The 23,634-nt window shown below is 71.4% G+C and carries 25 protein-coding genes and 1 pseudogene; 13 read left to right on the top strand and 13 right to left on the bottom strand.

Annotated elements, in window-relative coordinates; translation table 11 throughout:
* Positions 1 to 6 precede the first annotated feature (6 nt).
* The 3 genes from ACFWVV_RS07545 (at position 7) to ACFWVV_RS07535 (ending at position 2,284) form a co-directional block, all read left to right on the top strand.
* Positions 7 to 741 carry an urease accessory protein UreF gene (locus ACFWVV_RS07545; RefSeq protein WP_384357613.1) on the top strand — a complete coding sequence of 245 codons (735 nt, stop codon included), beginning with the start codon at positions 7 to 9 and terminating at the stop codon, positions 739 to 741.
* A gap of 83 nt (positions 742 to 824) precedes the next feature.
* Positions 825 to 1,517, top strand: coding sequence for an urease accessory protein UreG (gene ureG / locus ACFWVV_RS07540; protein ID WP_384357611.1), 693 nt, complete (start codon positions 825 to 827; stop codon positions 1,515 to 1,517).
* Positions 1,514 to 2,284 carry an urease accessory protein UreD gene (locus ACFWVV_RS07535; protein WP_384357609.1) on the top strand — a complete coding sequence of 257 codons (771 nt, stop codon included), beginning with the start codon at positions 1,514 to 1,516 and terminating at the stop codon, positions 2,282 to 2,284. Before ureG ends, ACFWVV_RS07535 begins: the two co-directional genes overlap by 4 nt.
* Positions 2,285 to 2,290: 6 nt before the next feature.
* Here ACFWVV_RS07535 and ACFWVV_RS07530 read toward each other — a convergent pair whose 3' ends face one another.
* A complete protein-coding gene (locus ACFWVV_RS07530) occupies positions 2,291 to 2,572 on the bottom strand; it encodes a DUF4190 domain-containing protein (protein WP_384357607.1) in 282 nt (93 codons plus the stop codon).
* A gap of 225 nt (positions 2,573 to 2,797) precedes the next feature.
* On the opposite strand from ACFWVV_RS07530, the gene ACFWVV_RS07525 reads away from it, so the two are divergent.
* Complete coding sequence (locus tag ACFWVV_RS07525; protein WP_384357606.1) at positions 2,798 to 4,408, top strand: alpha/beta hydrolase; 1,611 nt, start codon at positions 2,798 to 2,800, stop codon at positions 4,406 to 4,408.
* Between the two features lie 84 nt (positions 4,409 to 4,492).
* Here ACFWVV_RS07525 and ACFWVV_RS07520 read toward each other — a convergent pair whose 3' ends face one another.
* Together ACFWVV_RS07520 and ACFWVV_RS07515 are read right to left on the bottom strand one after the other, a co-directional pair.
* Positions 4,493 to 5,503 carry an NAD-dependent epimerase/dehydratase family protein gene (locus tag ACFWVV_RS07520; protein WP_384357659.1) on the bottom strand — a complete coding sequence of 337 codons (1,011 nt, stop codon included), beginning with the start codon at positions 5,501 to 5,503 and terminating at the stop codon, positions 4,493 to 4,495.
* A gap of 104 nt (positions 5,504 to 5,607) precedes the next feature.
* Entirely contained in the window at positions 5,608 to 6,318 is a 711-nt protein-coding gene (locus ACFWVV_RS07515) for a lysophospholipid acyltransferase family protein (RefSeq protein WP_384357604.1), read from the bottom strand.
* A 207-nt stretch (positions 6,319 to 6,525) separates the two neighbouring features.
* Between ACFWVV_RS07515 and htpG the strand changes: the two genes are divergently transcribed.
* The 3 genes from htpG (at position 6,526) to ACFWVV_RS07500 (ending at position 9,285) form a co-directional block, all read left to right on the top strand.
* A complete protein-coding gene (gene htpG, locus ACFWVV_RS07510; RefSeq protein ID WP_384357602.1) occupies positions 6,526 to 8,355 on the top strand; it encodes a molecular chaperone HtpG in 1,830 nt (609 codons plus the stop codon).
* A 220-nt stretch (positions 8,356 to 8,575) separates the two neighbouring features.
* On the top strand, positions 8,576 to 8,752 hold the full coding sequence (locus tag ACFWVV_RS07505) for a hypothetical protein (protein WP_384357600.1): 177 nt from the start codon (positions 8,576 to 8,578) through the stop codon (positions 8,750 to 8,752).
* A 107-nt stretch (positions 8,753 to 8,859) separates the two neighbouring features.
* Positions 8,860 to 9,285 carry an OsmC family protein gene (locus tag ACFWVV_RS07500; protein WP_384357598.1) on the top strand — a complete coding sequence of 142 codons (426 nt, stop codon included), beginning with the start codon at positions 8,860 to 8,862 and terminating at the stop codon, positions 9,283 to 9,285.
* Positions 9,286 to 9,290: 5 nt separating this feature from the next.
* Here the strand turns inward: ACFWVV_RS07500 and ACFWVV_RS07495 are convergent, their stop codons facing one another.
* The gene (locus ACFWVV_RS07495) at positions 9,291 to 9,866 is read right to left on the bottom strand and encodes a CGNR zinc finger domain-containing protein (RefSeq protein ID WP_384357596.1); all 576 of its coding nucleotides are present in this window, start codon (positions 9,864 to 9,866) and stop codon (positions 9,291 to 9,293) included.
* A 102-nt stretch (positions 9,867 to 9,968) separates the two neighbouring features.
* Here ACFWVV_RS07495 and ACFWVV_RS07490 point away from each other — a divergent pair, with 102 nt between their 5' ends.
* The gene (locus tag ACFWVV_RS07490; RefSeq protein WP_384357594.1) at positions 9,969 to 11,141 is read left to right on the top strand and encodes an epoxide hydrolase family protein; all 1,173 of its coding nucleotides are present in this window, start codon (positions 9,969 to 9,971) and stop codon (positions 11,139 to 11,141) included.
* Positions 11,142 to 11,241: 100 nt separating this feature from the next.
* Here the strand turns inward: ACFWVV_RS07490 and ACFWVV_RS07485 are convergent, their stop codons facing one another.
* Positions 11,242 to 12,240 carry a YdcF family protein gene (locus tag ACFWVV_RS07485; RefSeq protein ID WP_384357592.1) on the bottom strand — a complete coding sequence of 333 codons (999 nt, stop codon included), beginning with the start codon at positions 12,238 to 12,240 and terminating at the stop codon, positions 11,242 to 11,244.
* Positions 12,241 to 12,501: 261 nt separating this feature from the next.
* Between ACFWVV_RS07485 and ACFWVV_RS07480 the strand changes: the two genes are divergently transcribed.
* Entirely contained in the window at positions 12,502 to 12,663 is a 162-nt protein-coding gene (locus tag ACFWVV_RS07480; protein ID WP_384357590.1) for a hypothetical protein, read from the top strand.
* 34 nt (positions 12,664 to 12,697) lie between these two features.
* On the opposite strand, the gene ACFWVV_RS07475 is transcribed toward ACFWVV_RS07480, so the two are convergent.
* The 4 genes from ACFWVV_RS07475 to ACFWVV_RS07460 all read right to left on the bottom strand — a co-directional run bounded on the left by ACFWVV_RS07475 (position 12,698) and on the right by ACFWVV_RS07460 (position 16,931).
* Positions 12,698 to 13,663, bottom strand: a complete 966-nt coding sequence (locus tag ACFWVV_RS07475; RefSeq protein WP_384357588.1) for a cytochrome c oxidase assembly protein — start codon at positions 13,661 to 13,663, stop codon at positions 12,698 to 12,700.
* A 96-nt stretch (positions 13,664 to 13,759) separates the two neighbouring features.
* Positions 13,760 to 14,785 (bottom strand): 6-phosphofructokinase, encoded by a 1,026-nt coding sequence (locus tag ACFWVV_RS07470; protein ID WP_384348731.1) that lies wholly within the window; start codon positions 14,783 to 14,785, stop codon positions 13,760 to 13,762.
* A gap of 152 nt (positions 14,786 to 14,937) precedes the next feature.
* Positions 14,938 to 15,666, bottom strand: coding sequence for a type 1 glutamine amidotransferase (locus ACFWVV_RS07465; protein WP_384348734.1), 729 nt, complete (start codon positions 15,664 to 15,666; stop codon positions 14,938 to 14,940).
* A gap of 26 nt (positions 15,667 to 15,692) precedes the next feature.
* On the bottom strand, positions 15,693 to 16,931 hold the full coding sequence (locus ACFWVV_RS07460) for a MurT ligase domain-containing protein (protein ID WP_384348737.1): 1,239 nt from the start codon (positions 16,929 to 16,931) through the stop codon (positions 15,693 to 15,695).
* Positions 16,932 to 17,103: 172 nt separating this feature from the next.
* Between ACFWVV_RS07460 and def the strand changes: the two genes are divergently transcribed.
* Complete coding sequence (def, locus tag ACFWVV_RS07455; RefSeq protein ID WP_384348740.1) at positions 17,104 to 17,649, top strand: peptide deformylase; 546 nt, start codon at positions 17,104 to 17,106, stop codon at positions 17,647 to 17,649.
* 188 nt (positions 17,650 to 17,837) lie between these two features.
* Here def and ACFWVV_RS07450 read toward each other — a convergent pair whose 3' ends face one another.
* On the bottom strand, positions 17,838 to 18,512 hold the full coding sequence (locus ACFWVV_RS07450) for a TetR family transcriptional regulator (protein ID WP_384348743.1): 675 nt from the start codon (positions 18,510 to 18,512) through the stop codon (positions 17,838 to 17,840).
* Positions 18,513 to 18,657: 145 nt separating this feature from the next.
* Here ACFWVV_RS07450 and ACFWVV_RS07445 point away from each other — a divergent pair, with 145 nt between their 5' ends.
* Positions 18,658 to 19,887, top strand: coding sequence for an acyl-CoA dehydrogenase family protein (locus tag ACFWVV_RS07445; RefSeq protein WP_384348746.1), 1,230 nt, complete (start codon positions 18,658 to 18,660; stop codon positions 19,885 to 19,887).
* 137 nt (positions 19,888 to 20,024) lie between these two features.
* The gene (locus tag ACFWVV_RS07440; protein WP_384348749.1) at positions 20,025 to 20,423 is read left to right on the top strand and encodes a hypothetical protein; all 399 of its coding nucleotides are present in this window, start codon (positions 20,025 to 20,027) and stop codon (positions 20,421 to 20,423) included.
* 146 nt (positions 20,424 to 20,569) lie between these two features.
* Here ACFWVV_RS07440 and ACFWVV_RS07435 read toward each other — a convergent pair whose 3' ends face one another.
* Positions 20,570 to 21,058 carry a glutathione peroxidase gene (locus ACFWVV_RS07435; RefSeq protein ID WP_384348751.1) on the bottom strand — a complete coding sequence of 163 codons (489 nt, stop codon included), beginning with the start codon at positions 21,056 to 21,058 and terminating at the stop codon, positions 20,570 to 20,572.
* Between the two features lie 167 nt (positions 21,059 to 21,225).
* Between ACFWVV_RS07435 and ACFWVV_RS07430 the strand changes: the two genes are divergently transcribed.
* Positions 21,226 to 22,326, top strand: a complete 1,101-nt coding sequence (locus ACFWVV_RS07430) for a hypothetical protein (protein ID WP_384348754.1) — start codon at positions 21,226 to 21,228, stop codon at positions 22,324 to 22,326.
* 34 nt (positions 22,327 to 22,360) lie between these two features.
* Here the strand turns inward: ACFWVV_RS07430 and ACFWVV_RS07425 are convergent.
* Together ACFWVV_RS07425 and ACFWVV_RS07420 are read right to left on the bottom strand one after the other, a co-directional pair.
* Positions 22,361 to 22,722, bottom strand: a pseudogene (locus ACFWVV_RS07425) (DUF2809 domain-containing protein).
* Positions 22,723 to 22,727: 5 nt separating this feature from the next.
* Positions 22,728 to 23,600 carry an acyl-CoA thioesterase gene (locus ACFWVV_RS07420; protein WP_384348757.1) on the bottom strand — a complete coding sequence of 291 codons (873 nt, stop codon included), beginning with the start codon at positions 23,598 to 23,600 and terminating at the stop codon, positions 22,728 to 22,730.
* Positions 23,601 to 23,634 lie beyond the last annotated feature (34 nt).

Raw genomic sequence — 23,634 nt, 5'->3', positions numbered from 1 at the left:
GGAGAGATGGAGCTGCTTTCCGAGGCCGGGGCCGGGGTGCCCGGCGCGCACCCGGGCACCCCGCCCCCCTCCACCGGTTCGCGGGCCGCGCTGCTGGTACTGGCCGACGGGCGGTTCCCGGCCGGGGGACACGCACACTCCGGCGGGGCCGAGGCAGCCGTCAAGGCCGGGCGCATCCGCGACCACCGGGACCTCGGCGCGTTCTGCCGGGGACGGCTGCACACCAGCGGGCTCACGGCCGCCGCTCTCGCCGCGGCGGCCGCGCACGGTCTCGACCCGCTGGAACTCGACGCGGCGGCGGACGCCCGCACCCCGTCGCCCGCGCTGCGTGCCACCGCCCGCAAGCTCGGCCGCCAGATGATGCGGGCAGCCCGCGCCACCTGGCCGTCCGCCGGGCTCGACGCACTGGCCGCCGCCCTTCCCCGCGGGGCGCACCAGCCCGTCGTGCTCGGGCTCGCCGCGCGCTCCGCGGGGCTCGGCCCCGAGGACGCCGCGCACTGTGCCGTCTACGAGAGCGTCAGCGGGGCGGCCACCGCGGTCGTACGGCTGCTGAGCCTGGACCCGTTCGAGGCCACCGGCGTACTCGCGCGGCTCGCGCCGGAGATGGACGAGGTCGCGCGCCGGGCGGCAGAAGCGGCCCTGCGTGGCGTCATCGACGAACTGCCCGCAGCCAGTGCGCCGCTGCTCGACATCACGGCGGAGGCACACGCGGCCTGGCCGGTGCGCCTGTTCGCCTCGTAACACCCCGATGCTTCCGGTCCGTACCGCATGCACTCGACACCTTCCACTCGTTCCGCCCCCCGCACGCACCGAGGAGCCGCACCATGCACCTTGACCACGGCCACACGGCTGCGTCCGCCGTCAGCGCCGATGCCGCCCGCCCCGACGGCTCCCGGCGCGCCCTGCGCATCGGACTCGGCGGACCGGTCGGCTCCGGCAAGACCGCCACCGTCGCCGCCCTCTGCCGCACACTGCGCGACACCCTCTCGCTGGCCGTCGTCACCAACGACATCTACACCCGCGAGGACGCCGAGTTCCTGCTCCGCAACGCGGTCCTGCCGCCCGAGCGGATCCAGGCCGTCGAAACCGGCGCCTGCCCGCACACCGCCATCCGCGACGACATCTCGGCGAACCTCGAAGCCGTGGAGGACCTGGAGGACGCGGTCGGCCCGCTCGACCTGATCCTCGTCGAATCGGGCGGCGACAACCTCACCGCCACCTTCTCCAGGGGACTGGTCGACGCCCAGGTGTTCGTCATCGACGTGGCGGGCGGCGACGACATCCCGCGCAAGGGCGGCCCCGGCGTCACCACCGCCGACCTTCTCGTCATCAACAAGACCGACCTCGCCCCGTACGTCGGATCCGACCTGGCACGGATGGCCCGCGACGCCAAGGAGCAGCGCGGGGAACTCCCGGTGGTGTTCACATCGCTGACGTCCGGGGAGGGCGTCAAGCCGATCGCCGACTGGGTGCGCGCCCAGCTGGCCGGCTGGACCGCGGCGGGCGTCGCCGCGTGAGCGTCCGTGCCACCGCCCGGATCGTCGCCGCCCCCGGCGGCCGGCTGCCGGTGCTGCAGAGCGAAGGACCGTTCGCCCTGCGCCGGACCAGGGCGGACGGCGGTACGCCCGGCACCAGCAGGGTCACCGTCGTCGGAGCGATGAGCGCGCCGCTGGGCGGTGACCGGCTGGCGATCGAGGCGGAGGTACGGGACGGTGCCCGGCTGACCGTCGATGCGGCGGCGGCCACCGTCGCCCTGCCGGGCCGCCTGCCCGTACCCGCCTCGTACGACGTGCGGCTGACGGTGGGCGCTCACGCCGAGCTGCGCTGGCTGCCGGAACAGCTCATCTCCTGCCGGGGCAGCGACCTGCGCATGACCACCCGCGTCGCACTCGACGCCACCGCCCGCCTGGTGCTGCGCGAGGAGCAGGTGCTCGGCCGGCACGGCGAGCCCACGGGCACCCTCGCCACCCGCCTCACCGTCCACCGCGGCGGCCGCCCGCTGCTCGACCAGGAGCTGGCGTACGGTCCGGGCGCGCCCGGCGGATGGGACGGGGGTGCGGTGCTCGGCGGCCACCGCGCGGTCGGTCAGCTGCTGGTGGTGGACGAACTGCTGGCGGACATGGAGCCGCGGTCCCGCCTGCTCGGCGGGACCGCGGTGCTGACCCCGCTCGCGGGGCCCGCTTTCCTGGTCACGGCGGTCGCGCCGGACGCCAGGGAGGTACGCAGGGTGCTGGACGGCGTGCTGGCCGAGGAGTGGTGCCAGGCCGCCGCGCCGGCCGCGTGAGGGGCGTCAGCCACCCACGTACCAGGTGAAGCCGCCCGAGGACGCGGCGAGCGCGATCAGGACTCCGAGGACCACCAGGTCCGCGATGCCGAGGCCGATCGCGGCCTTCGACATGCCCGAACCGCCCGTCTGACGGTAGGCGACGATTCCGAAGATGATCGCCAGCGGTCCCAGGATGATCTGGAAGAAGAGCAGTCCGACGATGCCGCAGACCAGTCCCGCGACCGCCAGGCCGTTGGTGCCCGAGGCACTGCGCCCACGGGTGGTGCTCGTCCCCATGCCGGTCATCTGAACTCCCGTTGTGTGAAGAGGTGTTGGAGTTCTCCGGATAACCCGTGAGGGCAGGTTCATGCACAGTCGCGGGCGGTGTACCGCTCAACGGGACAGGGTGCACCGGTTATTGGTTCGGCAAAGAAACACCAGTACGGTCTGTTGCCGGTGGCCCAGCAGGCGGAATGATGCCGCCGGACGCCCATTCGAGGGCGCGGGTCAACTCACAGGGGGAGGAACCACTTGCGACGCACCGCAGTGCTCGGCTCGGCCGGCACCCTGCTCGCGGGCACGCTCATAGCAGGTGCGATGGCAGCACCCGCAGCTACCGCCGACGACACCCAGAGGCGGCCGGGCGCGGACATCCGTCTGCAGCACGGCGGCTCCGAGGCGTACGGCGTCAAGGTCGCCGCCGAAAGGGCGGCCCGCACGGGCATCGCCTGGAAGGACTGCCCGGCCGACTGGGGCCTCGAGAAGCCCATCAAGTGCGGCTTCGTCACCGTGCCGCTGGACTACAGCAAGCCGTACGGCAAGCAGATCACCCTCGCCGTCGACAGAATCGGCAACACCGGCACCCCGCAGGAACGGCAGGGCTCCCTCCTCTACAACCCGGGCGGCCCCGGCGGCTCAGGCCTGAAGTTCCCGCGCCGGGTGGTCACCAAGAACCCGATCTGGGCGGGCGCCGCGAAGGCGTACGACCTGGTCGGCTTCGACCCCCGGGGAGTGGGGAAGTCGACGCCGATCTCCTGCGTCGACCCGCAGGAGTTCGTCAAGGCCCCGAAGATGGACCCGGTGCCCGACAGTGAGGCCGACAAGCGCGCCCAGCGCAAGCTGGCCGCCGAGTACGCGGCGGGCTGCAAGGAGCGCAGCGGCTGGATGCTGCCGCACATGACGACCCCCAACACCGCGCGCGACCTGGACGTCATCCGGGCCGCACTCGGTGACCGCAAGCTCAACTTCGTGGGCGTCTCCTACGGCACCTACCTGGGCGCGGTCTACAGCACGCTCTTCCCGACGCACGTGCGCCGGATGGTCCTGGACAGCGTCGTCAACCCGTCCACGAAGAAGATCTGGTACGAGGTCAACCTCGACCAGGACATCGCCTTCGAGGGCCGCTGGAAGGACTGGATGAAGTGGGTCGCCGCGAACGACGCGACCTACCACATCGGCGACACCGTCGAGAAGGTCCAGCGGCAGTGGGAGAAGCTGCGCGCCGCCGCCAAGAAGAACCCCGTCGGCGGAGTCGTCGGCCCGCAGGAGCTGACCAACTTCTTCCAGCGCGCCCCGTACTACGACTCCAGCTGGGCGCCGGTCGCCTCGGTGTGGAGCAAGTACCTCGCCGGTGACACCGCCGCCCTCGTCGAGGGGGCGGGTCCGGACCTGAGCGACACCGCGGGCAACATCGCCTCCGAGAACAGCAACGCCGTCTACACGGCGGTCGAGTGCGCGGACGCCAAGTGGCCGACCAGCTGGAACAAGTGGAACCGGGACAACACCCGGCTGCACGAGAAGTACCCCTTCCTCACCTGGTCCAACGCCTGGATGAACCTGCCGTGCGCCACCTGGGGCGTCAAGCAGCAGCACGCCACCGAGGTGCGGACCGGCAAGGGGCTGCCGCCGGTCCTGATCACGCAGTCCGAGCGCGACGCCGCCACGCCGTTCGCCGGCGCGGTGGAGCTGCAGAAGCGGCTGAAGGGCTCGCGCCTGATCACCGAGCGCGACGCCGGCTCGCACGGCATCACCAACCTGGGCAACCCGTGCATCGACAGCCGGGTCGAGTCCTACCTGGTGAGCGGCAAGCTGGACAGCCGCGACGTGACGTGCGCTCCGCACGCCGCGCCGAAGCCGGGATGACCCCGGCCGAGTGAACGAAGGGGCGGCTGGTGCTCTCCCACCTGCCGCCCCTTCCCCACGTCCGCATCCGGACGCCGGGGACGTCTACCCGCTGCGGCCGGCCAGCCACGCGTCCTCCGCCGCGTAGTCGAACATGTCGCCGCGCGCTGCCATCTTCGGGAAGGCCTCCTCCCAGCCGCGCCCCTCCAGCTGCCCCGCCAGCCACTCCACCGTCGCCGGCAGCGACTCCTCGTACCCGGTCACCGGCCGGTACCCCAGCTCCCGTTCCGCGGCGCCCATGTCGTACACCACGGGGTGCCCGCCGCTCCACGGCGTCTCGCCCACCCCCTCGTGCGGCGGCCCGTCCAACGTGACAAGGTCGCTGCTCGCGCCCATCACACGGTCGATCGCCGCGGAGATCTCCGCGACCGTCGGCGCGTCACCGTCCGCGCCGTTGAGCACCCGGTTCCCCGGCTTCGCCGCCGCAAGCCGGATCAGCTCGGCCAGGTTGTCGACGTGCACCGGGTGGAAACGGCTTTCGCCGCCGTACGCCAGCACCCGCACCCGGCGGCCGTCCAGCACCCGCTTCACGAAGTACAGCTCGCGCGGGGTGCGGCAGTGCGGCCCGTGCACCGCGCCCGCCCGCAGCAGGGTGGCGGGCAGCTGAGGTGCGGCGAGCAGCTCCTGCTCGATCGCGATCTTGCGGGTGCCGTACGTGGTATCGCCCGCAGCCACCGTGGCCTGTGTCTCCGCCATCGGCACCGGGTAGCGGGGGAAGCCGTCCGGCTGTTCCTGGGTGTCGAAGCTGCGGCCCCGGTCGTCGGCGTACACGGCGCCGCTGGAGATGACCACGGCGGAACCGATCCGCCCGCCCAGCGCCGTCAGCTGCCGTGCGTGGGCCGGAGCGAAGGCCACCATGTCGACCAGTACGTCGGTGCCCTCACCGACGGCGGCGGACAGGGAGGCGTCGTCCTCCCGGTCCACCCGTACCGTACGCACCTCCTCGGGCCAGAGCGCGTCCCGGCCGCCGCCGCGCGAACCCGCCCGTACCTCCCACCCGTCCGCGGCCAGCGCGCGCACCGCGGCCCGGCCGATCTGCCCCGTCGCACCCAGCACGAGTGCGCTTCCCCTTGATGTTCCGCTTCCCTTTGTCATGCCGGGAACGCTAAGGCCGGACGATCACCGTCCCCAAGGCCCTTTCACCGAGAGCGATTCCGCCCTCAGCGTCGCAGCCGGGGGAACTTCTTGCCCTGGGCGGCCTGTTCGGCCTTCACCTCGGCCGCGTAACGGTCGACGTACTCCTGCCCCGACAGGGCGAGCACCGCGGACATGATCTCGTCGGTGACTGCCCGCAGCGCGACCTTCTCCTTCTCCATCCCGGCGTACCGCGAGAAGTCCAGCGGCTCGCCGAAACGGATGGTCACCCGCTTGATCTTCGGGATCTTCCGCCCGGGCGGCTGGATCTCGAACGTTCCCACCATCGCGCACGGCACCACCGGCACCCCCGCGGTGATCGCCATCACCGCGACCCCGACCTTGCCCTTGTACAGCCGTCCGTCGTGCGACCTGGTGCCCTCCGGATAGATGCCGAGAAGCTCGTCCTTGGCCAGCACGCCGAGCCCCTCGCGCACCGCCGCCTTCCCGGCGTCCTTGCCGGAGCGGTCCACCGGGATCTGCCCCGCGCTGTGGAAGAACGCCGCCGTCAGCCGCCCCTTCAGCCCGGGCCCCGTGAAGTACTCGGCCTTGGCGAGAAAGGTGATCCGGCGCTTCAGCACGGCGGGCATCAGGAAGTGGTCCGAGAAGGACAGATGATTGCCCGCGACGATCGCCGCCCCCTGGTCGGGCACGTACGACAACCCCTCGATCCGGGGCCGGAACAGCACCCGCAACAACGGTCCGAGGACCACGTACTTGAGCACGTAATAGAACACCCGGTTGCTCCCTACTGTGGCGGGCTGCTTCGTGCGCCGTCTTCATGCTGGTCAGAGCCTGATTCGGGGGGCGCTCAGTGTATGGGCAGGCATCGTCTCGTGTAACCACTCCTGGTCGTACCCATGCCGACCCGATGCTGACCTTTCGTACGCCCTCTGGAAGGGTGGACGCCGCACGGAGCAACTCAACCGACCAGAAGGGAAGCCATGAGTACCGAGACGCTGGAGTTCCAGGCGGAGGCGCGGCAGCTGCTGGAGCTGATGGTCCATTCGATCTACTCGAACAAGGACATCTTCCTGCGGGAACTCGTCTCCAACGCCTCCGACGCCCTGGACAAGCGACGACTGGCCGGCCTCAAGGACGAGGCGCTCAAGGCGGACGACCTGCACATCGAGATCGAGGCCGACAAGGAGGCCCGCACGCTGACCGTGCGGGACAACGGCATCGGCATGTCCCGGGACGAGGTGATCGGGCTCATCGGCACCATCGCCCGCTCCGGTACCGCCGAGACGCTGCGGCGCCTCAAGGAGAGCAAGGAATCGGCGGAGCTGATCGGCCAGTTCGGGGTCGGCTTCTACTCCGTGTTCATGGTCGCCGACAGGACCACGCTGCTCACCCGCAAGGCCGGTGAGGCGACGGGCGTGCGCTGGGAGTCGACCGGCGACGGCACGTACACCGTCGAAACGGTGGAGGACGCCCCGGAGGGCACGTCGGTCTGTGTGCATCTGCGGCCCGCCGACGAGGAGGACGCGCTCCACGACTACACCGACGAGCGGAAGATCCGGGAGATCGTCAAGCGGTACTCGGACTTCATCTCCTTCCCGGTCCGCCTCGGCGGCGACACCCTCAACTCGATGAAGGCGCTCTGGGCCCGTCCGCGCGCGGAGGTGAGCGACGAGGAGTACCACGAGTTCTACCGGCACATCGGCCACGACTGGACCGACCCGCTCGAGGTCATCCAGATGCGGGCGGAGGGCACCTTCGAGTACGAGGCACTTCTCTTCCTGCCCTCGCGGGCCCCGCACGACCTCTACCAGCGCGACGCCCGGCACGGCCTCCAGCTGTACGTCAAGCGCGTCTTCATCCTCGACGACAGCCGCGAACTGCTCCCCGACCACCTGCGGTTCGTCAAGGGAGTCGTCGACGCCGCTGACCTCTCGCTGAACATCTCCCGCGAGATCCTCCAGCAGGACCGGCACATCCAGTTGATCCGCCGCCGGCTGGCGAAGAAGGTCCTGGCGTCCGTCAAGGACCTGATGAACAAGGACGCCGAGAAGTACCGCACGTTCTGGCGCGAGTTCGGGCCCGTGGTCAAGGAGGGCCTGCTCGACCCGTCCGAGGACCACAAGGCGATCCTCGACATCGCGTCGTTCGCCTCCACCGCCGGGGAGGAGCCCACCACGCTCGCCGACTACCTCGCCCGGATGCCGGAGGGCCAGGACAAGATCTACTACATGACCGGCGAAAGCCGCGGACAGATCGCGAACTCCCCCCACATGGAGGCCTTCACGGCCAAGGGGTACGAGGTGCTGCTGCTCACCGACAGAGTGGACGAGGTCTGGGTGGAGGCGGTAGGGGACCACCAGGGGACGGAGTTCCAGTCCATCGCCCGCGGTGCGGTCGACCTGCCCTCCGAGGAAGAACCGTCCGCCGAGCAGGCCGAGGCCTACACGACCATGCTGGCGTGGCTCAACGACACGCTCGACGACGTCAAGGACGTACGCCTGACGACCCGGCTCACCAGCTCACCGGCGTGCCTGGTCAGCGACACCGACGGACTCACCCCCGCCCTGGAGAAGATGTACAAGGCGATGGGCCAGGAACTGCCGCCGGTCAAGCGCATCCTGGAACTCAACCCGCAGCACCCGCTGGTCAGCGGGCTGCGGGCGGCCCACGACCAGCGCGCCGACGACCCGGCGCTGACCGGGACGGCCGAGCTGCTGTACGGCACCGCCCTGCTCGCGGAGGGCGGTGACCTGCCCGACCCGGCGCGCTTCGCCTCGCTGCTCGCCGACCGGCTGAGCAAGACCCTCTAAGCCGCGGGGCCCGCCAGGCATCCGCCTCATGGGCCGAACGGGTTGACCACCCCGGAGGGAGCAGCCGGACCACTGCTCCCTCCGGACCCCGGCACGCGCGGCCTCGCGACGTCGAGCCGGGCGCTGCGAACGCACCCGGTCGGTCGTCCCGAAGTGCAGTGCCGCGGCAGCTGATGCAGAGTCGGGGCGAGTCCCACTTGCTCTACGAAGGAGAAGAAGCATGCTTCGGCGCATCTCAATCGCACTGGCCGGTCTGCTGGCGGTCGGCTTCCTCGCCGCTGCTCCGGCGGCAGCCCACCCCAGCGACATCCACGGCTGCTTCGCGCACCAGACGCACGCCGAGGCCGGGGATGTGGCCTTCCACGACGTCACCGCCAGCTGCTGGCACGTGGGCTGACCCGCGGCCCGCGGTAAAGCCGAGGGTGGGACACCCCGTCAAGGGATGTCCCACCCTCGCGCGCGCCCGGGGGACGGCCCCCGGGGCGTGACAGTACTGTCGGCGCCATGACTGCCAATTCGCTGCGTTCCGTCACCATCGAACGGGCCGGTCCCGGCCGGTTCACCGCCACCAACGCGCGCGGGAACGTGCTGAGCTTCGACACCGGTGAGGGCACCGGGTTCACGCCGGTCGAGCTGTTTCTCGCGGCGATCGGCGGCTGCAGCGCGGCCGACGTGGAGGTCGCCACGAGCCGCCACGAAGAACCGGACACGTTCACCGTCACCGTGACCGGCAGCAAGGTCGAGGACGAGAGCGGCAACCGGCTGACGGACCTCGCGGTCACCTTCTCCGTGGCCTTCCCCGACGGCCCGTCGGCGGAACGCGCCCGCACCATCCTGCCCCGGGCCGTGAAGACGTCGCACGACCGGCTCTGCACCGTCAGCCGCACCGTCGAGGCGGGCACACCGGTCAGCGTGGCCATCTCGGACTGAGCCGGTCACTCCGCCGAGCCGGGGTCGCCGCGCCGGCCGGCGTGGAAGCGCGCCTTCTTCTGGCGATTGCCGCACGTGTTCATGTCGCACCATCTGCGGGTGCGGCTCCGGCTGGTGTCGAAGAAGGCCGCCCGGCAGGTGGGTGAGGCGCACAGGGCCAACGCCCCGTCTCGTTCACCTGCGAGGATGCTGACCGCGTCGGCGGCGATCACCCCGAGGGCATCGGCCACGCCGGACGCGGAGCCGAGCTGCCATCGCCGCGTGCCCTCGGGTGTCAGGACCGCCGCGGCGCGCCCCCGGGTGCTGCAGTCGTTGATGACGTGGACAGCGGATGCGGGGAGAGCGTCCTGGAGCGCGGCCGCTGTCGCGGCGGCGTGCACCGACTCCCTCAGTTCCCGGGCGAGGCCGAGCTGGGCGGCGGTGCAGGACGCCACCACGAGGCCGTTCACCGCCAGCCAGTCGACGAGCCGCTGCGGCGTGGGAATGCGCTCCACGGGGTTGCCGTGGCGCTCCGACAGGGTCCCCGTGAAGCTGGTCGCCAGCACGCTGCCGAGGCGGAAGCCGGGGAAATCAGTACGCATGGAACCACCTTAGCCGGTTGCGTGTCGGCGGAAGGGACGGTAGAACCGGCACAGCCGGTTCGCCTTGGTGTGCGGCCGGATCCCCGACGGCCAGGAGGTCCCATGTCCCGTCCGACCAGCGACGTCCACGCGTGTGAAGCCCGCGCCAGCGACGCCGACCTCGACGATCTGCGCGCGCGGCTGGCCGCGGCGCGACTGCCGGAGGCCGAGACCGTCCGGGGCGCCGCGCCGGGCCCGCACCGATGGGGACAAGGTGTGCCGCTCGCCGACCTCGTCGACGTCGTGAACTACTGGCGCACCGGGTACGACTGGCGGTCCTTCGAAGCGCGCCTCAACGGGATCGGCCAGTTCCGCACGACCATTGACGCGCTGGGAATCCACTTCCTGCACCGCCGGTCCGCGCGCCCGGACGCGACCCCTCTGCTCCTTAACCACGGCTGGCCGGACAGTGTCGTCCGGTTCGTCGATGTGGTGGAGGAGCTGGCGGATCCGCGCGATGCGGACGCGCCGGCGTTCCACGTCGTGGTGCCGTCGCTGCCCGGCTTCGGCTACAGCGACAAGCCGGCCACCACCGGGTGGGGAACAGAAAAGATCGCGGCCGCATGGGTGGAACTCATGCGCAGGCTCGGCTACGGCAAGTTCGTCGCCCACGGCGGCGATTGGGGAGGCAACATCACCACGGTCCTCGGCGGCAGGTTCCCGCAGAACGTACTCGGCATACACACCACGTTCGCGGAGGCGCCGCCAGGGATGACGACGGACGCCCTGACGGCGGCCGAGCGCGCGTGGGCCGAGGAGACCCGTCACTTCTGGCGCCACCGCGCGGCGTACGCGAAGCAGCAGGCGACCCGGCCGCAGACCATCGGCTACTCGCTCGTCGATTCACCGGTCGGGCTCCTTGCCTGGATCCTGGACAAGTTCGCCGAGTGGACCGACACCCGGGACAGCCCGTTCGAGACGATTCCCATGGACAGGATCCTTGACGACGTCACCCTGTACTGGCTGACGCGGACCGGCGCGTCGGCGGCCCGCATCTACTACGAGAGCCACAACTCGCTCGATCCCGGCCTGCGGGTCGACGTCCCGGCAGCACTCACGATGTACCCCCGCGACGTCGAGAAGTGCCCGCGCCCCTGGGCGCGGGAGCGATACCGGCGGATCGTCCGGTGGCGGACACCCGGAGCCGGGGGACACTTCCCGTCACTGGAGGTCCCCGAGTACTTCGTCGAAGATCTGCGGGAGGGCCTCGCGGCCGTGCTCGCAGCCCCTCGGTGACGGGGGCGGGGCCCCGCGTCACCTCACCGGCCCGGGCCGGCCACCCGGCACGGGTGCGTGCCCGGATCCGAGAGCCGTGCACGGGCCCGGGCCGGGAACCTCAGGCGAGCCCGGACAGGGATCCGACGAGGGCCAGGAACGCGCACATGGAGAAGTTGACGGCCTTGTGCTCCATGAAGATCGCGGCGAACTCCCGGATGATCGCGCTCGGCCAGAAGTAGCGGGCCGTGGGGGAGCCGATGACCTGCCCGTTGAGCTGCGTCTTGCGGGCCATGAGGGCGGCCCGGAAGGCATGGAAGTTGTTGGTGACCACCACGCAGCGGTAGTCCGGGTCGTGCTCCCGCATCAGGGCGCCGCTGAACGTCAGGTTCTCCTCGGTGGTCCGCGACTGCGTCTCGGCCAGGATCCGGTCCGCGGGGACACCCGCCTCGATCAGGTACTCGGCCATGGCCTGCCCCTCGGGACGGTCCTCATCAGGACCCTGCCCGCCGGAGGTGAGCAGGATCGGGGTGCCGCCCGCCGCGACCTGGGCCTCGTACACCGCACGGCCCTTGTCGAGCCTGCTCGCCAGCAGCGGCGGCACCTTGTTGCGGATCAGCCCGGCGCCCAGCACCACCACGAAGTCGAAGCGCCCGCGCGGCCTGAGCCAGCCGTACACCCGCGCGTACAGCAGGAAACAGGTGAAGAGGAAGGAGATGTAACCGACGACCAGGGTCGCCACCACGGTCACCGTGCCCAGCGTCCGCCAGCCGGTCGAGACGGTCGTCAGCAGCATGGCCGCGAGGCCGAAGATGCCCAGACCGGCCAGCAGGGACAGGAGATTGGCCGGGCTGCGTCCCTCCTTGCGCAGCATGGTCAGCCCGTTCCTGACCAGGAACACCGCCAGCGTGAACGCCGACAGGACCGCCAGCAGCAGGAGCGAGACGGCGATGGCCCCGGCCAGCCGGGGATGTGCCTGCCCCGCCTTCACCATCACTGCGAGCAGGCCGAAGAAGAGGGCGAAGACCAGGTAGATGCCGTTGCGAAGACGTCTGCGGTCGCGCAGCATGCTGACGACGAGGGCCAGGAGGAACACCCCGGCCGGTGCAAATACGATCATGCGGGTACGCTACGTCACCCCAGGGGCCTCTCCGGCCGCCGACGGGAGCGCCCGCGTCGGGGCCAGGTGGCGCAACCGGCCGCCCCGTACGGGTGAGAGGGCGGCGGGGCCGGTTGCCGGGAACGCACGCGGGCGGATGCGCCGGCCTCTTGCCCGCCCGACCCGTTGCCCCCCGAGGTCGCACGAGATACCGCCGCACTGCTGTAGCGCAGGTGCGCTCCGCCGGGTGACGATGTCCCCCACGCGAAGGAGGCGGTGCGTATGCCCGGTTCATCCAAGTCGATGGGGTCGCTGACCGTGGTCACGCTGGTGGTCGTTTCGGCGTACTCGGCGGCGATGGGCAGCAACGGCTGGCTGTGGTTCGGCTGGGTGGTACTCCTGCTCGCGACGGTGGGGACGGCAGCGACCACCCGCGGCCGCTGACCCGTCGGCCGCAGGCCGCCGACCCGCCGCCCGGTCAGGACCGGCTGCCGCGCGCCTGGAGCGAGGCGAGGTAGGCGTTGTACTCCTCCAGCTCCTGGTCGCCGTCCCGGTCGGCCGCCCGGTCCGTGCGCCGTGCCACCCGCTGTTCGGAGCGGTACCACTGGAAGACCAGCGCGATCAGCACCAGCACGGACGGGATCTCACTGAAGGCCCAGGCGATGCCACCCGCCGCGTTCTGATCGGCGAGTGCGTCGATACCCAGCGAGACGGGCGGGTTCTTGTACGCCTCCACCATGGGCTGGGACGCCATCATCAGCGCGATGCCGAAGAACGCGTGGAACGGCATGCCCGCGAACAGCTCCAGCATCCGCATCACATAGCCGGGGCGGTGCGGCCCCGGGTCGACACCCATGATCGGCCAGAAGAAGACCAGGCCGACGGCGAGGAAGTGCACCATCATCACGACGTGCCCGACCGTGTTGCCCATGAGCATGTCGAAGAGCGGCGTGAAGTAGAACCCGTACAGGCTGGCGATGAACAGCGGAATGGTGAAGGCCGGGTGCGTGATGATCTTCATGTACCGGCTGTGCAGCAGCGCGAGCAGCAGCTCGCGCGGGCCCTTGCGCCCCTTGCGGCCGCGCCCGGACACCGGCAGCGCGCGCAGGGCCAGGGTGATCGGTGCGCCGAGCAGCAGCAGGATCGGCGACAGCATGCTGACGATCATGTGCTGCACCATGTGCACGCTAAACATGACCATGCCGTAGTCGTTGAGCTTGGTGCACATCACGAGGAGCACGCTCAGCACGCCGACGACGAAGAAGACCGTCCGGCCCACCGGCCAGCCGTCACCGCGCCGGTTCAGCCGCACCACGCCCCACCCGTAGAGGGCGAGCGCGGCCAGGCCTCCGATCAGGAAGAAGGGATCGGGGGAGAACTCCAGGCCCCGTCCCAGCGTGAACGGCGGCAGATCCATGTTCATGCCGTGCCCGCTGTGATCCATCCGCTGACTCCTGATTCGTGCCGGTTGTCCGGTCCAGAGTAGAACCGCCCCCGGCCGCGTCGGCGGCCGGGGGCGGTTCTCAGGAGCGGGACGGGTTCAGAGCACGCATTCCGCTTCCGCGTACCGCTCCGCGGGAACCGTCTTCAGCTCCGCGACGGCGTGCGCCAGCGGCACCATCACGATGTCCGTGCCGCGCAGCGCCGTCAGCATGCCGAATTCGCCGCGGTGCGCCGCCTCCACCGCGTGCCAGCCGAACCGGGTGGCCAGTACGCGGTCGTACGCGGTCGGGGTGCCGCCGCGCTGCACATGGCCGAGGATCACCGGGCGGGCCTCCTTGCCGAGGCGCTCCTCCAGCTCGATGGCGAGCTGGTTGGCGACACCGGCGAAGCGCTCGTGCCCGTACTGGTCCTTCTTGCCGACGTTGAACTCCATCGACCCCTCGCGCGGCTTGGCGCCCTCCGCGACGACGACGATCGCGAACTTCTTGCCCGCCGAGAACCGCTTGCCGACCAGTTCGGTCAGCTCGCCGATGTCGAAGGGGCGCTCGGGGACGACGATGGCGTGCGCGCCCGCCGCCATCCCGGAGTGCAGGGCGATCCAGCCGGTGTGCCGCCCCATGACCTCGACGATCAGCACCCGCTGGTGGGACTCGGCGGTGGTCTTCAGCCGGTCCAGCGCCTCGGTGGCGACACCCACCGCGGTGTCGAAGCCGAAGGTGACGTCGGTCGACGCGATGTCGTTGTCGATGGTCTTCGGGACGCCGACGATGGGCAGCCCCGCCTCGGAGAGGAGGTGCGCTGCCTTCAGGGTGCCCTCGCCGCCGATCGGGATGATCGCGTCGAGACCGAGGTCGGCGACGTGCCCGCGGGCCGTCTCCACCCCGCCGCGCAGATGCGCCGGCTGCACCCGGGACGAGCCGAGGATGGTGCCGCCGCGCGCCAGGATGCCGTTGACGGCCTCCAGGTCGAGCGTGCGGTAGTCGCATTCGAGCAGACCGCGCCACCCGTCGTGGAAGCCGATGACCTCGTCGCCGTGATCGACGACGGCACGGTGGACGACGGAACGGATGACGGCGTTCAGGCCGGGGCAGTCGCCGCCGGAGGTGAGGACACCAATGCGCATGGCGCGAAAACCTTTGCAACGTGGGCCGAGTGACCGGACCACGTCGTCCGGGCGGGTCCCGTCACCCTACAAGCGTTGGATGACGGGACCGAACCGGATGTCCGAGGGTTGGACGTTCCTCCTGATGCCGTCTCAGGTGGGCGGCACCGCGCTCAGGCGGGCTGTGCCGCGCTGGCGATGCGCTCGGCGCGCAGCGCCTCGTACCAGCGGTCGTCGGTCGGCGGCAGCGCGTTGACATCGAGGGCCAGCTTCAGCAGCAGGTCCGCGATCTGCGGGTTGCGGGCGAGGACGGGACCGTGCATGTACGTACCGAAGACGGTGTCGTTGTACGCGCCCTCGGTGCCGTCACCGGTGCCGTTGCCCTTGCCGAGGCGGACCCGGGCGAAGGGGCGGGCGGTGGGGCCGAGGTGCGTGATGCCCTGGTGGTTCTCGAAGCCGGTGAGCTGAGGCAGGTTCAGCGGGGCGTCGATGTCGCCCAGCACGTCGCCGACGCAGCGCTCGCCCTCGCCGCGGGTGGAGATCACGTCGAGCAGACCGAGGCCCTGCTCGCGCTGCCCGAGGTCGTTGACGAACTCGTGCCCCAGGATCTGGTACCCGGCGCAGACGGAGAAGACGATCGCACCGTTGGACACGGCCCGGCTCAGGCCGCCGTCCTTGCGCAGCCGCTCGGCGGCCAGCCGCTGCGGCCGGTCCTCACCGCCGCCGATCAGATAGATGTCGCCCGACGTGGGGACGGGCTGGTCGCTGCGGACGTCCACACGCTGCACGTCCAGGCCGCGCTGGCGGGCCCGGCGCTCGACGACCAGGGCGTTGCCCTGGTCGCCGTACGTGCTCAGGAGGTCCGGGTAGATCCAGACCAGCCGCAGGCTGTTGTCGTTCATTCGAGTCATGGTCCCTGCGGCTCCTGTCAGTTGCCGACGCGGCGGCGGAGGTCCTGGAAGGCGGTGTAGTTGGCGATCGTCTCGATCAGCCCGGGCGGAGCGAGCCGCACGGCCTCGTCGAGGGTCTCGCACACCCGGAAGTCCAGGTTCGCGACTTCGAGCCGCACCGCGAGGTCCAGCTTGCGGTCGCCGAGCACGAAGATCGGGTGGCCGGCGAGCCGGGTGTAGTCGACGTCCCACAGCCAGGACGTGTCGGTGCCGTCGGCGCCGCGGGCGTTGACGGACAGGATCACCGGCGTCGGCGGCGGGTTGATCAGCGAGAACGTCTCCAGCCAGCCTGCCGGGTTCTTCGCCAGCAGCAGCCGCAGCTCACGGCCCTGGAACTGGACGACGTCGTAGCGTCCGGCCACCGCCTGCACCTGGTACATCCGCTCCAGCGCCACTTGCGGCGGTACGCCGAAGGTCGCCGCGACGGCGGCGGAGGTGGCCGCGTTCGCCTTGTTGGCGCGGCCGGGCAGCTGGAGGTGGATCGGCCAGGCGGAGCCGTGCGGGTCCAGGACGTGGTCGCCGGAGAGCACCCAGCTCGGCGTCGGGCGGCGGAAACCGCACTCGCCGCAGAACCAGTCGTCGCCGGGGCGCTGCATCACACCGCCGCAGGAGGGGCACGACCAGGCGTCGTCCTTCCACTCCTGACCGGCCGCCACCCACACCACGTTCGGCGACGAGGAGGCCGCCCACACGATCAGCGGGTCGTCCGCGTTCGCGATGACCACGGCCTTCGAACCGGCCAGCCCCTCGCGCCACTTCTCGGCCAGCATCCGGGTCTCGGCGGCCCGGTCGAGCTGGTCGCGGGAGAGGTTCAGCAGCGCGATCGCCTTGGGCGTCACGTCGCGCGCCACACCGGCGAGGTACTTCTCGTCGACCTCGATCACGCCGTACTTCGCGTCCGAGCCGCCGGCGAGGGCGGAGGTGATGCCCGCCGGCATGTTCGCGCCGAGCGCGTTGGAGACGACCGGGCCGCTGGCCCGCAGGGCCTCCGCGATCAGCCGGGTCGTCGTCGTCTTGCCGTTGGTCGCCGAGACAAGCACCACGTCCAGGTGGTTCGCGAGTCGTCCCAGCAGGTCCGGGTCGAGCCTGAGCGCGACCTTTCCGCCGATCACCGAGCCGCTGCCGCGCCCCGCGGCGCGGGACACCGCCGCCGCGGCCTTGCCTGCCGTCACGGCCAGCTTGGCCCGCGGCGACAACGGCTCCGTGTTGCCTGCCATCGTCACTTGTCCTCCTTGCATCCGGCGCCGCACTTGCCCCAGGTCCACCGGTCAACAGTCCGGGCTCAGCCTATCGAGGTCCCGCCGTCCGCCCGAACCACGGCACCCGTGGGGGAGGGTGCCGACCAGGGTCGACGGTACGGGACGCGGCGGTGAACGTACCCTTGCGTCCATGCGACACCGCCCCATTCCCGGCAGTTCCGGCACCGTACGCGCCATGACCCTGCTCGGCGCGAAGGTTCTGCACACCCCCTGCGAGACGGTCACCGACTTCGGTCCTGACCTCGCGCGCCTCGTCGAGGACATGTTCGCCACCATGTACGCGGCCGACGGCGTGGGCCTCGCCGCGAACCAGATCGGCGAGCGGCTGCGGGTCTTCGTCTACGACTGCCCCGACGACGAGGAGGTCCGCCACCTGGGCCATGTGGTCAACCCGCGCCTGGTGGAGGCCGAAGGGCCTGTCGTACGGGGGCCGGAGGGCTGCCTGTCCCTGCCGGGTCTCGAGGCGGGCACACCGCGCTTCGACCATGCGGTCGTCGAGGGGTTCACGGTGAAGGGCGAGCCGGTCACCGTGACCGGTACGGGGTTCTTCGCGCGGTGTCTGCAGCACGAGTGCGACCACCTCGACGGGAAGGTGTATCCGGACCGGCTCACGGGGTGGCGGAAGGTGAAGGTGCTGCGGGAGGTACGGAAGGCGCCGTGGGGACGGGGCGGGTAGGGGGCGGTGAGTACGGAGCCGGGGCGGGCGGGGGTGCGGTGTGCGGCTCCGCCGGGGGCCGCCCCCTTGCCCGCCCTTCCCCAAGCTCTCGGCTTCGCTCGAGCAGGGGAGGCCCCACTCGCCCCCGGGGGGCGGCCCCGCCGCCCAAGGGAGCGTTGGCGGACCCGCCGTCCAAGGGGGAGAGCTTCTCAGAAGCCCGGGCCGCCGGGGCGGTCGCCGGCGGCGGCGAGTCTGCCCCACAGCAGATCGGCGAGGCTGGTCACCAACGCGGCGCGCGAGCACGGGCGTTCGCCGAGCCACCAGTCGCCGGCGGCGTGCATCATGCCGACGATGCCGTGGCCCCAGACGCGGGCCAGCTGCTCGCTGTCGGGGCCGAGGTCCACCCGCTCGGCGATCACCTCTGCCAGTTCCTCGCCCATCCGGCGCAGCAGCGGCGCCGAGTGCCGCCCGACGTCGAAACCCTGCTCGGGCTGCGGAGCGGTGGCGTCCTCGGCCGGGTGCATCAGGAAGCGGTAGACCTGCGGACGGGCCTCGATCGCGGCGAGATAGGTGTCGAGCGTGCGCTCCACCCGCTCGCGGCGGTCGGCCGGGGCGTCCAGCGCCGCACGCAGGGCGGCGAGCAGGGCGTCGGTGTGGCGCTTGGCGAGCGCGCGGTAGAGGCCGCCCTTGTCGCCGAAGTGCCGGTAGAGGATGGGCTTGGTGATGCCCGCCTCGGCAGCTATCGCGTTCATCGACGCCTGCGGCCCGTCCCTGAGCACCACCCGGTCCGCCGCTTCGAGCAGTTCGCGCCGCCGGCGCTCCGCCGACGAACGCTGCGCGGCGGACTGCCCGGTCTGCCGCGCGACCTCGTGTGTGGTGTCCATCGTGTGCTCTCCCCGCCCCAAGCGAATCCGTACCGTGCCCCCCGCGCAACGTAACACTGCCCGTCCCCGGCAACCTGTTGACAGGGGCTACTCGCGGGTAACACACTCGGGTTACCGCAAGTAACGTGCACGCGCTGGAGGGCACATGACCGAGTTCACGCTCGATCTCAACGACGACCAGAAGCAGGTCCGCGACTGGATCCACGGTTTCGCCGCGGAGGTGATGCGTCCGGCCGCCGCCGAGTGGGACGAGCGTGAGGAGACCCCGTGGCCGGTGATCCAGGAGGCGGCCAAGGTCGGAATCTACTCGCTCGACTTCTACGCGCAGCAGTACTTCGACCCTACGGGGCTCGGCATCCCCATGGCTATGGAAGAACTGTTCTGGGGCGATGCGGGAATCGGACTCTCCATCGTCGGCACGGGACTCGCGGCCGTCGGTGTCCTCGCCAACGGCACCGAGGAGCAGATCGGCACCTGGATACCCCAGATGTACGGCGACGCCAACGACGTGAAGGTCGCCGCCTTCTGCTCCTCCGAGCCCGACGCCGGATCCGACGTCGCCTCGATGCGCACCCGCGCCGTGTACGACGAGGCCAAGGACGAGTGGGTCCTCAACGGCACCAAGACCTGGGCGACCAACGGCGGCATCGCCAACGTCCACGTGGTCGTGGCGTGCGTGGACCCCGCCCTGGGGTCGAAGGGGCACGCCTCCTTCATCGTTCCGCCGGCCACCCCCGGCCTGTCCCAGGGCCAGAAGTTCAAGAAGCACGGCATCCGGGCCTCCCACACGGCGGAGGTCGTCCTGGAGGACGTCCGCGTCCCGGGCTCCTGTCTGCTCGGCGGCAAGGAGAAACTGGACGAGCGCCTGGCACGGGCCCGCGAGCGGGCGGCGAAGGGCGGCGGCGAGCGTGTGAAGAACGCGGCGATGGCCACCTTCGAGGCATCCCGCCCCGCTGTCGGCGCGATGGCGGTGGGCACCGCTCGCGCCGCGTACGAAGTCGCACTCGACTACGCCAGGACCCGCGAGCAGTTCGGCCGCCCGATCATCGACAACCAGGGCGTCGCCTTCCAGCTCGCCGACATGCGTACCCAGATCGACGCGGCACGGCTGCTGGTGTGGCGGGCGTCCTGGATGGCCGTCTCCGGGAAGCCGTTCACCGCGGCTGAGGGCTCGATGTCGAAGCTGTACGCGAGCGAGGTGGCGAAGAAGGTGACGGCGCAGGCGATACAGATCCTGGGCGGCAACGGCTACACGCGGGAGTATCCGGTGGAGCGGATGCACCGGGACGCGGCCATCTACACCATCTTCGAGGGCACGAGCGAGATCCAGCGCCTGGTCATCGCCCGGACCCTGTCGGGCATGCCGATCCGCTAGGGCACGGGCCGGCGGGGGGCGGGGTGTGCTTCATTCGGGCGGGGGAGGGGTAGTCCTGCGGCGAACGGGCACTCGCGGATGCGGGGCGTGGATCCGTACGGCCCTCACCGGCCCCGAGGCAGAAGTGAGTGCACGTCATGCAGGACTGGATCTATTGCGTGAACCCGACCCTGGCGAGCGCGGGCGGAGAACCGGAAACCAAGGAGTACGTGCGTGAACTCGCCGCGACACGGCCGGAGATGGTGCTGTGCCTGGCTGCCCGCCGCTACCTGGAGCCGGGGGACCGCATCTGGATCTACTTCGCCACACCGGTGAAGGAGATCGCCGCCCTGACGGTGGTGGCGGCCGTCCCGAAGGAGGAACCGGGGGACGCCCGGTACCCCTGGAAGGTCACCACAGTCCTGCATCCGAAGGCGACCCGAGCTCTCTACAACCGCCCGGTTCCCCTTGCCGCCCTGGCCAACCAGCACCCCCAGGGGGTCATCCGCGCGAAGCCCGCAGACGTGCCGCTGCTCGAAGCGCACGCGGAGCTCTGAGGGGGCTGGGGGGAGAGGCGGGCCCGCCGCCCGCGCGGTCGAAGGCGGGGCGAGGCGGCCCGGACGGGAGGCGAGCGCGTACACCACGACCAAGGCGCCTGTCTCCGTGAAGGAGGCGCCTTGGCCGTGCCCTCGGGCCGTCGGGATCAGGCAGGCAGATGGGCCTCGATGGCCGATACGAGCACCGAGTCATCCGGCTCGGTGCGCGGCCGGAAGCGGGCCACCGGCGCGCCGTCCGTGCCGACGAGGAACTTCTCGAAGTTCCACTGCACGTCCCCGGCCTCGCCCTCCGCGTCCGCGAACTGCGTCAGCTCGGTGTACAGCGGGTGCCGGTGCTCCCCGTTGACCTCGGTCTTCTCCAGGAGCGGGAACGTCACCCCGTAGCTCGCCGCGCAGAACGTGGCGATCTCCTCCGCACTCCCGGGCTCCTGTCCGGCGAACTGGTTGCACGGCACACCGAGCACGGTGAACCCCCGGTCCGCGTAGGTCTTCTGGAGCTCCTCCAGCCCGTTGTACTGCGGCGTCAGACCGCACTTGGACGCGACGTTCACGACCAGGACCGCCTTCCCCTTGTGGGCCGCCAGACTCGTCGGCTCGCCGTCCAGGGTGTGCAGCGGGATGTCGTACAGGCTCATGCGCTGTGTCCTCCTCGGTTGCTCGGGAGCATCGATCCTCCCGGAACCGCAGGCTAACGCGCGCGTCCGGCAACCGGACCCCGCTGTCGGGTATCCGGCCATCCGGCCGGGCCCGGCAGCCCCGGCGTACCGCGGCGCTGTCAGTGGTGCCTCCTACGCTCGTGACCATGAGCAGATGGCTGAACGATCCCCAGGTGCTTCAGGAGCAGGCGGCGGAGTACCGGGTCCTGGCCGCGCGGGGCGACCTGCGCGGACTGGCGGTGGCGGTGATGAAGGCGGCCTGCCGCAACGGGTCGATGACCGGTCCGGGCGAGGCGAACATGGAGCTGCTGCGCGCGCTCCCCGACGCGGACCGGCTCGCGCTGGGGCGGATGTGGGCCGACTGGCTGCCCACGGTCCGCGACGAAGGGCCCGACGTCTTCGCGCAGTTCGGCCGCGACGCTGACTACCTGCGCGCCGAGCTGCTCGCGGTGGCGAGCGGCGTGGTCCGGGGGCTCGACTCCGGACTCCTCGCCGCCGAGCGGCAGGCCAGGCTCTCCGCGCTGGGCACCCAGTTCATGATCACGAACGGCAACCGGGACTGGGAGCTGGCCGCCGCCGAGCTGGCCGCCGGACGGCCGCCCGGGCCCGACGTCCTCGCGGTGTTCCGGCGCTCCGTCCTCGACTACCACGACGAGCCCGCCATGCGGGAGGTGATCGCGGCGATGCCCGGCCCCCCGCTCAACCCGGGGGAACCGTGGGCAGACCGGGCGCTCGAGGACCTGACCGCGGAGGGCGAGCCCTGGGAGCGGCTGCTGGCCCACCGGGCCCCGCTCACCGCCCGTACGCCCTCGCCGAGGTGGGCCCGCACCGGCCGCGAGCTGCTCGCCGCCGCGGGCCCCGAGGAGGTCCGCCACCGCGTCCACAGCTGGTTCTCGCTCGCCGCCCTGCCCCGGCCGGTCCCGCTGCGTGGCCACCAGTACGGGGACCTCGACTTCGCCCACCGCCCCGACCCCCACAACTCCCAGGCCCTGCGCGGCCTGGCGTGGCTGCTCTCGCTGCTGCCGCCCGCCCCCGGCACGGCAGCCGCCCTGGCCCGTCTCACCGACACCGCGCTCACCCCGCTGCCCAGCGGCGCGCCGACCGCCCCCGAGGTGGCCGACGCGGCGGTCGTGGCACTGGGCCTTTCCGGCGGCGCGGACGCCCGCGCCGCACTGGAGGACCTGGCCGGGCGGGTGCGCCACCGGGTGGTCGCCCGCCGTATCGGCACCGCCCTCGCCCTGGGCTGAGTCGGGCGGCCCCCACAGGGCCCCTGCACGGGGGTCAGCGGCGGGCGGCGGCGAGGTGGTGGACCGTACAGGCGGCGGCTGCTCCGGCGGCGTACCAGAAGAGGTCCGGGGGTTGAAGGTCGAGCCGAGGACCAGCCGTGCCACCGCGCTTCGCGCGCTCAACTCGGCAGGCAGGGAGGTGAGTTGCGCGAACTCCACCGCCCAGCTGAGCGCCAGGGCCGATGCGGCCGCGACGAGCGGGGCCACCCGGGGGAGCACGGCGACCACCAGCGCGTAGAGCAGGACCGTGTAGAGCGCGTCCCCCGCGTACTTGGCGAAGTCTCCCGAGCCACCCGCCCGGATGCCGAGCGCGGCGGCGATCACGAGCGCCGCCGCCCCCAGCGCCCCCAGACGCACCCGGATCAATCGGTCAGCTTCCGGAAGAGACCCTCCTGGACCACCGACACCAGCAGCCGGCCTTCGCGGTCGTAGATCCGGCCGCGCGCCAGCCCCCGTCCGCCGGTCGCGATCGGCGACTCCTGGTCGTACAGGAACCACTCGTCCGCCCGGAAGGGGCGGTGGAACCACATCGCGTGGTCCAGCGAGGCGATGTCGAAGTTGCGCGAACCCCACAGCGGCTCGACCGGCAGCCGCACCGCGTCCAGGAGGGTGGTGTCCGAGGCGTACGCCAGGGCACAGGTATGGACCAGCTGGTCGTCGCCGAGCGGGCCGACCGCCCGCATCCACACCGCGCTGCGCGGCTCCGCGCCCTCGATCTCCTCACGGGTCCAGCGCAGGCCGTCCACGTACCGGATGTCGAACGGCTGGCGGCGGGCGATCCGCTCCAGGGCCTCCGGCAGCTCGCCCAGGTGGTCGCGGATCTCCTCGGCGACCGTCGGGAGCGACTCGGGGTCCCGCAGCTCGCGGCGGGGCGGCAGCTGGTGCTCGATGCCGCCCTCCTCCGGCTTGTGGAAGGAGGCCGTCAGGTTGAAGATCGTGCGGCCCTGCTGGACCGCCGTCACCCGGCGGGTGGTGAAGGAACGGCCGTCGCGCACCCGCTCCACCTGGTAGACGATCGGCACACCGGGACGCCCCGGGCGCAGGAAGTACGCGTGCAGCGAGTGCACCGGGCGGTCGCCGTCCGTGGTGCGGCCCGCCGCGACCAGCGCCTGACCCGCCACCTGCCCGCCGAACACCCGCTGGAGGTGCTCCTGCGGGCTGCGGCCACGGAAGATGTTGACCTCGATCTGCTCCAGGTCGAGCAGATCGACGAGTCTCTCGGCCGGGTTCGTCATGGATGTGGTTCCTGTTCTCTCGAGAGGGGGCCGG

The sequence above is a fragment of the Streptomyces sp. NPDC058663 genome (assembly GCF_042716745.1).
Taxonomy (GTDB): Bacteria; Actinomycetota; Actinomycetes; order Streptomycetales; family Streptomycetaceae; genus Streptomyces.
The sequence above is the reverse complement of the archived record's forward strand: the minus strand, read 5'-3'. Positions and strand labels throughout refer to the sequence as shown.

Coding starts and splice junctions, on each gene's coding strand:
- ACFWVV_RS07545 (WP_384357613.1), top strand. CDS start 7: ATGGAGCTGCTTTCCGAGGCCGGGGCCGGGGTGCCCGGCGCGCACCCG.
- ureG (WP_384357611.1), top strand. CDS start 825: ATGCACCTTGACCACGGCCACACGGCTGCGTCCGCCGTCAGCGCCGAT.
- ACFWVV_RS07530 (WP_384357607.1), bottom strand. CDS start 2,572: ATGACCGGCATGGGGACGAGCACCACCCGTGGGCGCAGTGCCTCGGGC.
- htpG (WP_384357602.1), top strand. CDS start 6,526: ATGAGTACCGAGACGCTGGAGTTCCAGGCGGAGGCGCGGCAGCTGCTG.
- ACFWVV_RS07505 (WP_384357600.1), top strand. CDS start 8,576: ATGCTTCGGCGCATCTCAATCGCACTGGCCGGTCTGCTGGCGGTCGGC.
- ACFWVV_RS07500 (WP_384357598.1), top strand. CDS start 8,860: ATGACTGCCAATTCGCTGCGTTCCGTCACCATCGAACGGGCCGGTCCC.
- ACFWVV_RS07495 (WP_384357596.1), bottom strand. CDS start 9,866: ATGCGTACTGATTTCCCCGGCTTCCGCCTCGGCAGCGTGCTGGCGACC.
- ACFWVV_RS07490 (WP_384357594.1), top strand. CDS start 9,969: ATGTCCCGTCCGACCAGCGACGTCCACGCGTGTGAAGCCCGCGCCAGC.
- ACFWVV_RS07485 (WP_384357592.1), bottom strand. CDS start 12,240: ATGATCGTATTTGCACCGGCCGGGGTGTTCCTCCTGGCCCTCGTCGTC.
- ACFWVV_RS07480 (WP_384357590.1), top strand. CDS start 12,502: ATGCCCGGTTCATCCAAGTCGATGGGGTCGCTGACCGTGGTCACGCTG.
- ACFWVV_RS07475 (WP_384357588.1), bottom strand. CDS start 13,663: ATGGATCACAGCGGGCACGGCATGAACATGGATCTGCCGCCGTTCACG.
- ACFWVV_RS07470 (WP_384348731.1), bottom strand. CDS start 14,785: ATGCGCATTGGTGTCCTCACCTCCGGCGGCGACTGCCCCGGCCTGAAC.
- ACFWVV_RS07465 (WP_384348734.1), bottom strand. CDS start 15,666: ATGAACGACAACAGCCTGCGGCTGGTCTGGATCTACCCGGACCTCCTG.
- ACFWVV_RS07460 (WP_384348737.1), bottom strand. CDS start 16,931: ATGGCAGGCAACACGGAGCCGTTGTCGCCGCGGGCCAAGCTGGCCGTG.
- def (WP_384348740.1), top strand. CDS start 17,104: ATGCGACACCGCCCCATTCCCGGCAGTTCCGGCACCGTACGCGCCATG.
- ACFWVV_RS07450 (WP_384348743.1), bottom strand. CDS start 18,512: ATGGACACCACACACGAGGTCGCGCGGCAGACCGGGCAGTCCGCCGCG.
- ACFWVV_RS07445 (WP_384348746.1), top strand. CDS start 18,658: ATGACCGAGTTCACGCTCGATCTCAACGACGACCAGAAGCAGGTCCGC.
- ACFWVV_RS07440 (WP_384348749.1), top strand. CDS start 20,025: ATGCAGGACTGGATCTATTGCGTGAACCCGACCCTGGCGAGCGCGGGC.
- ACFWVV_RS07435 (WP_384348751.1), bottom strand. CDS start 21,058: ATGAGCCTGTACGACATCCCGCTGCACACCCTGGACGGCGAGCCGACG.
- ACFWVV_RS07430 (WP_384348754.1), top strand. CDS start 21,226: ATGAGCAGATGGCTGAACGATCCCCAGGTGCTTCAGGAGCAGGCGGCG.
- ACFWVV_RS07420 (WP_384348757.1), bottom strand. CDS start 23,600: ATGACGAACCCGGCCGAGAGACTCGTCGATCTGCTCGACCTGGAGCAG.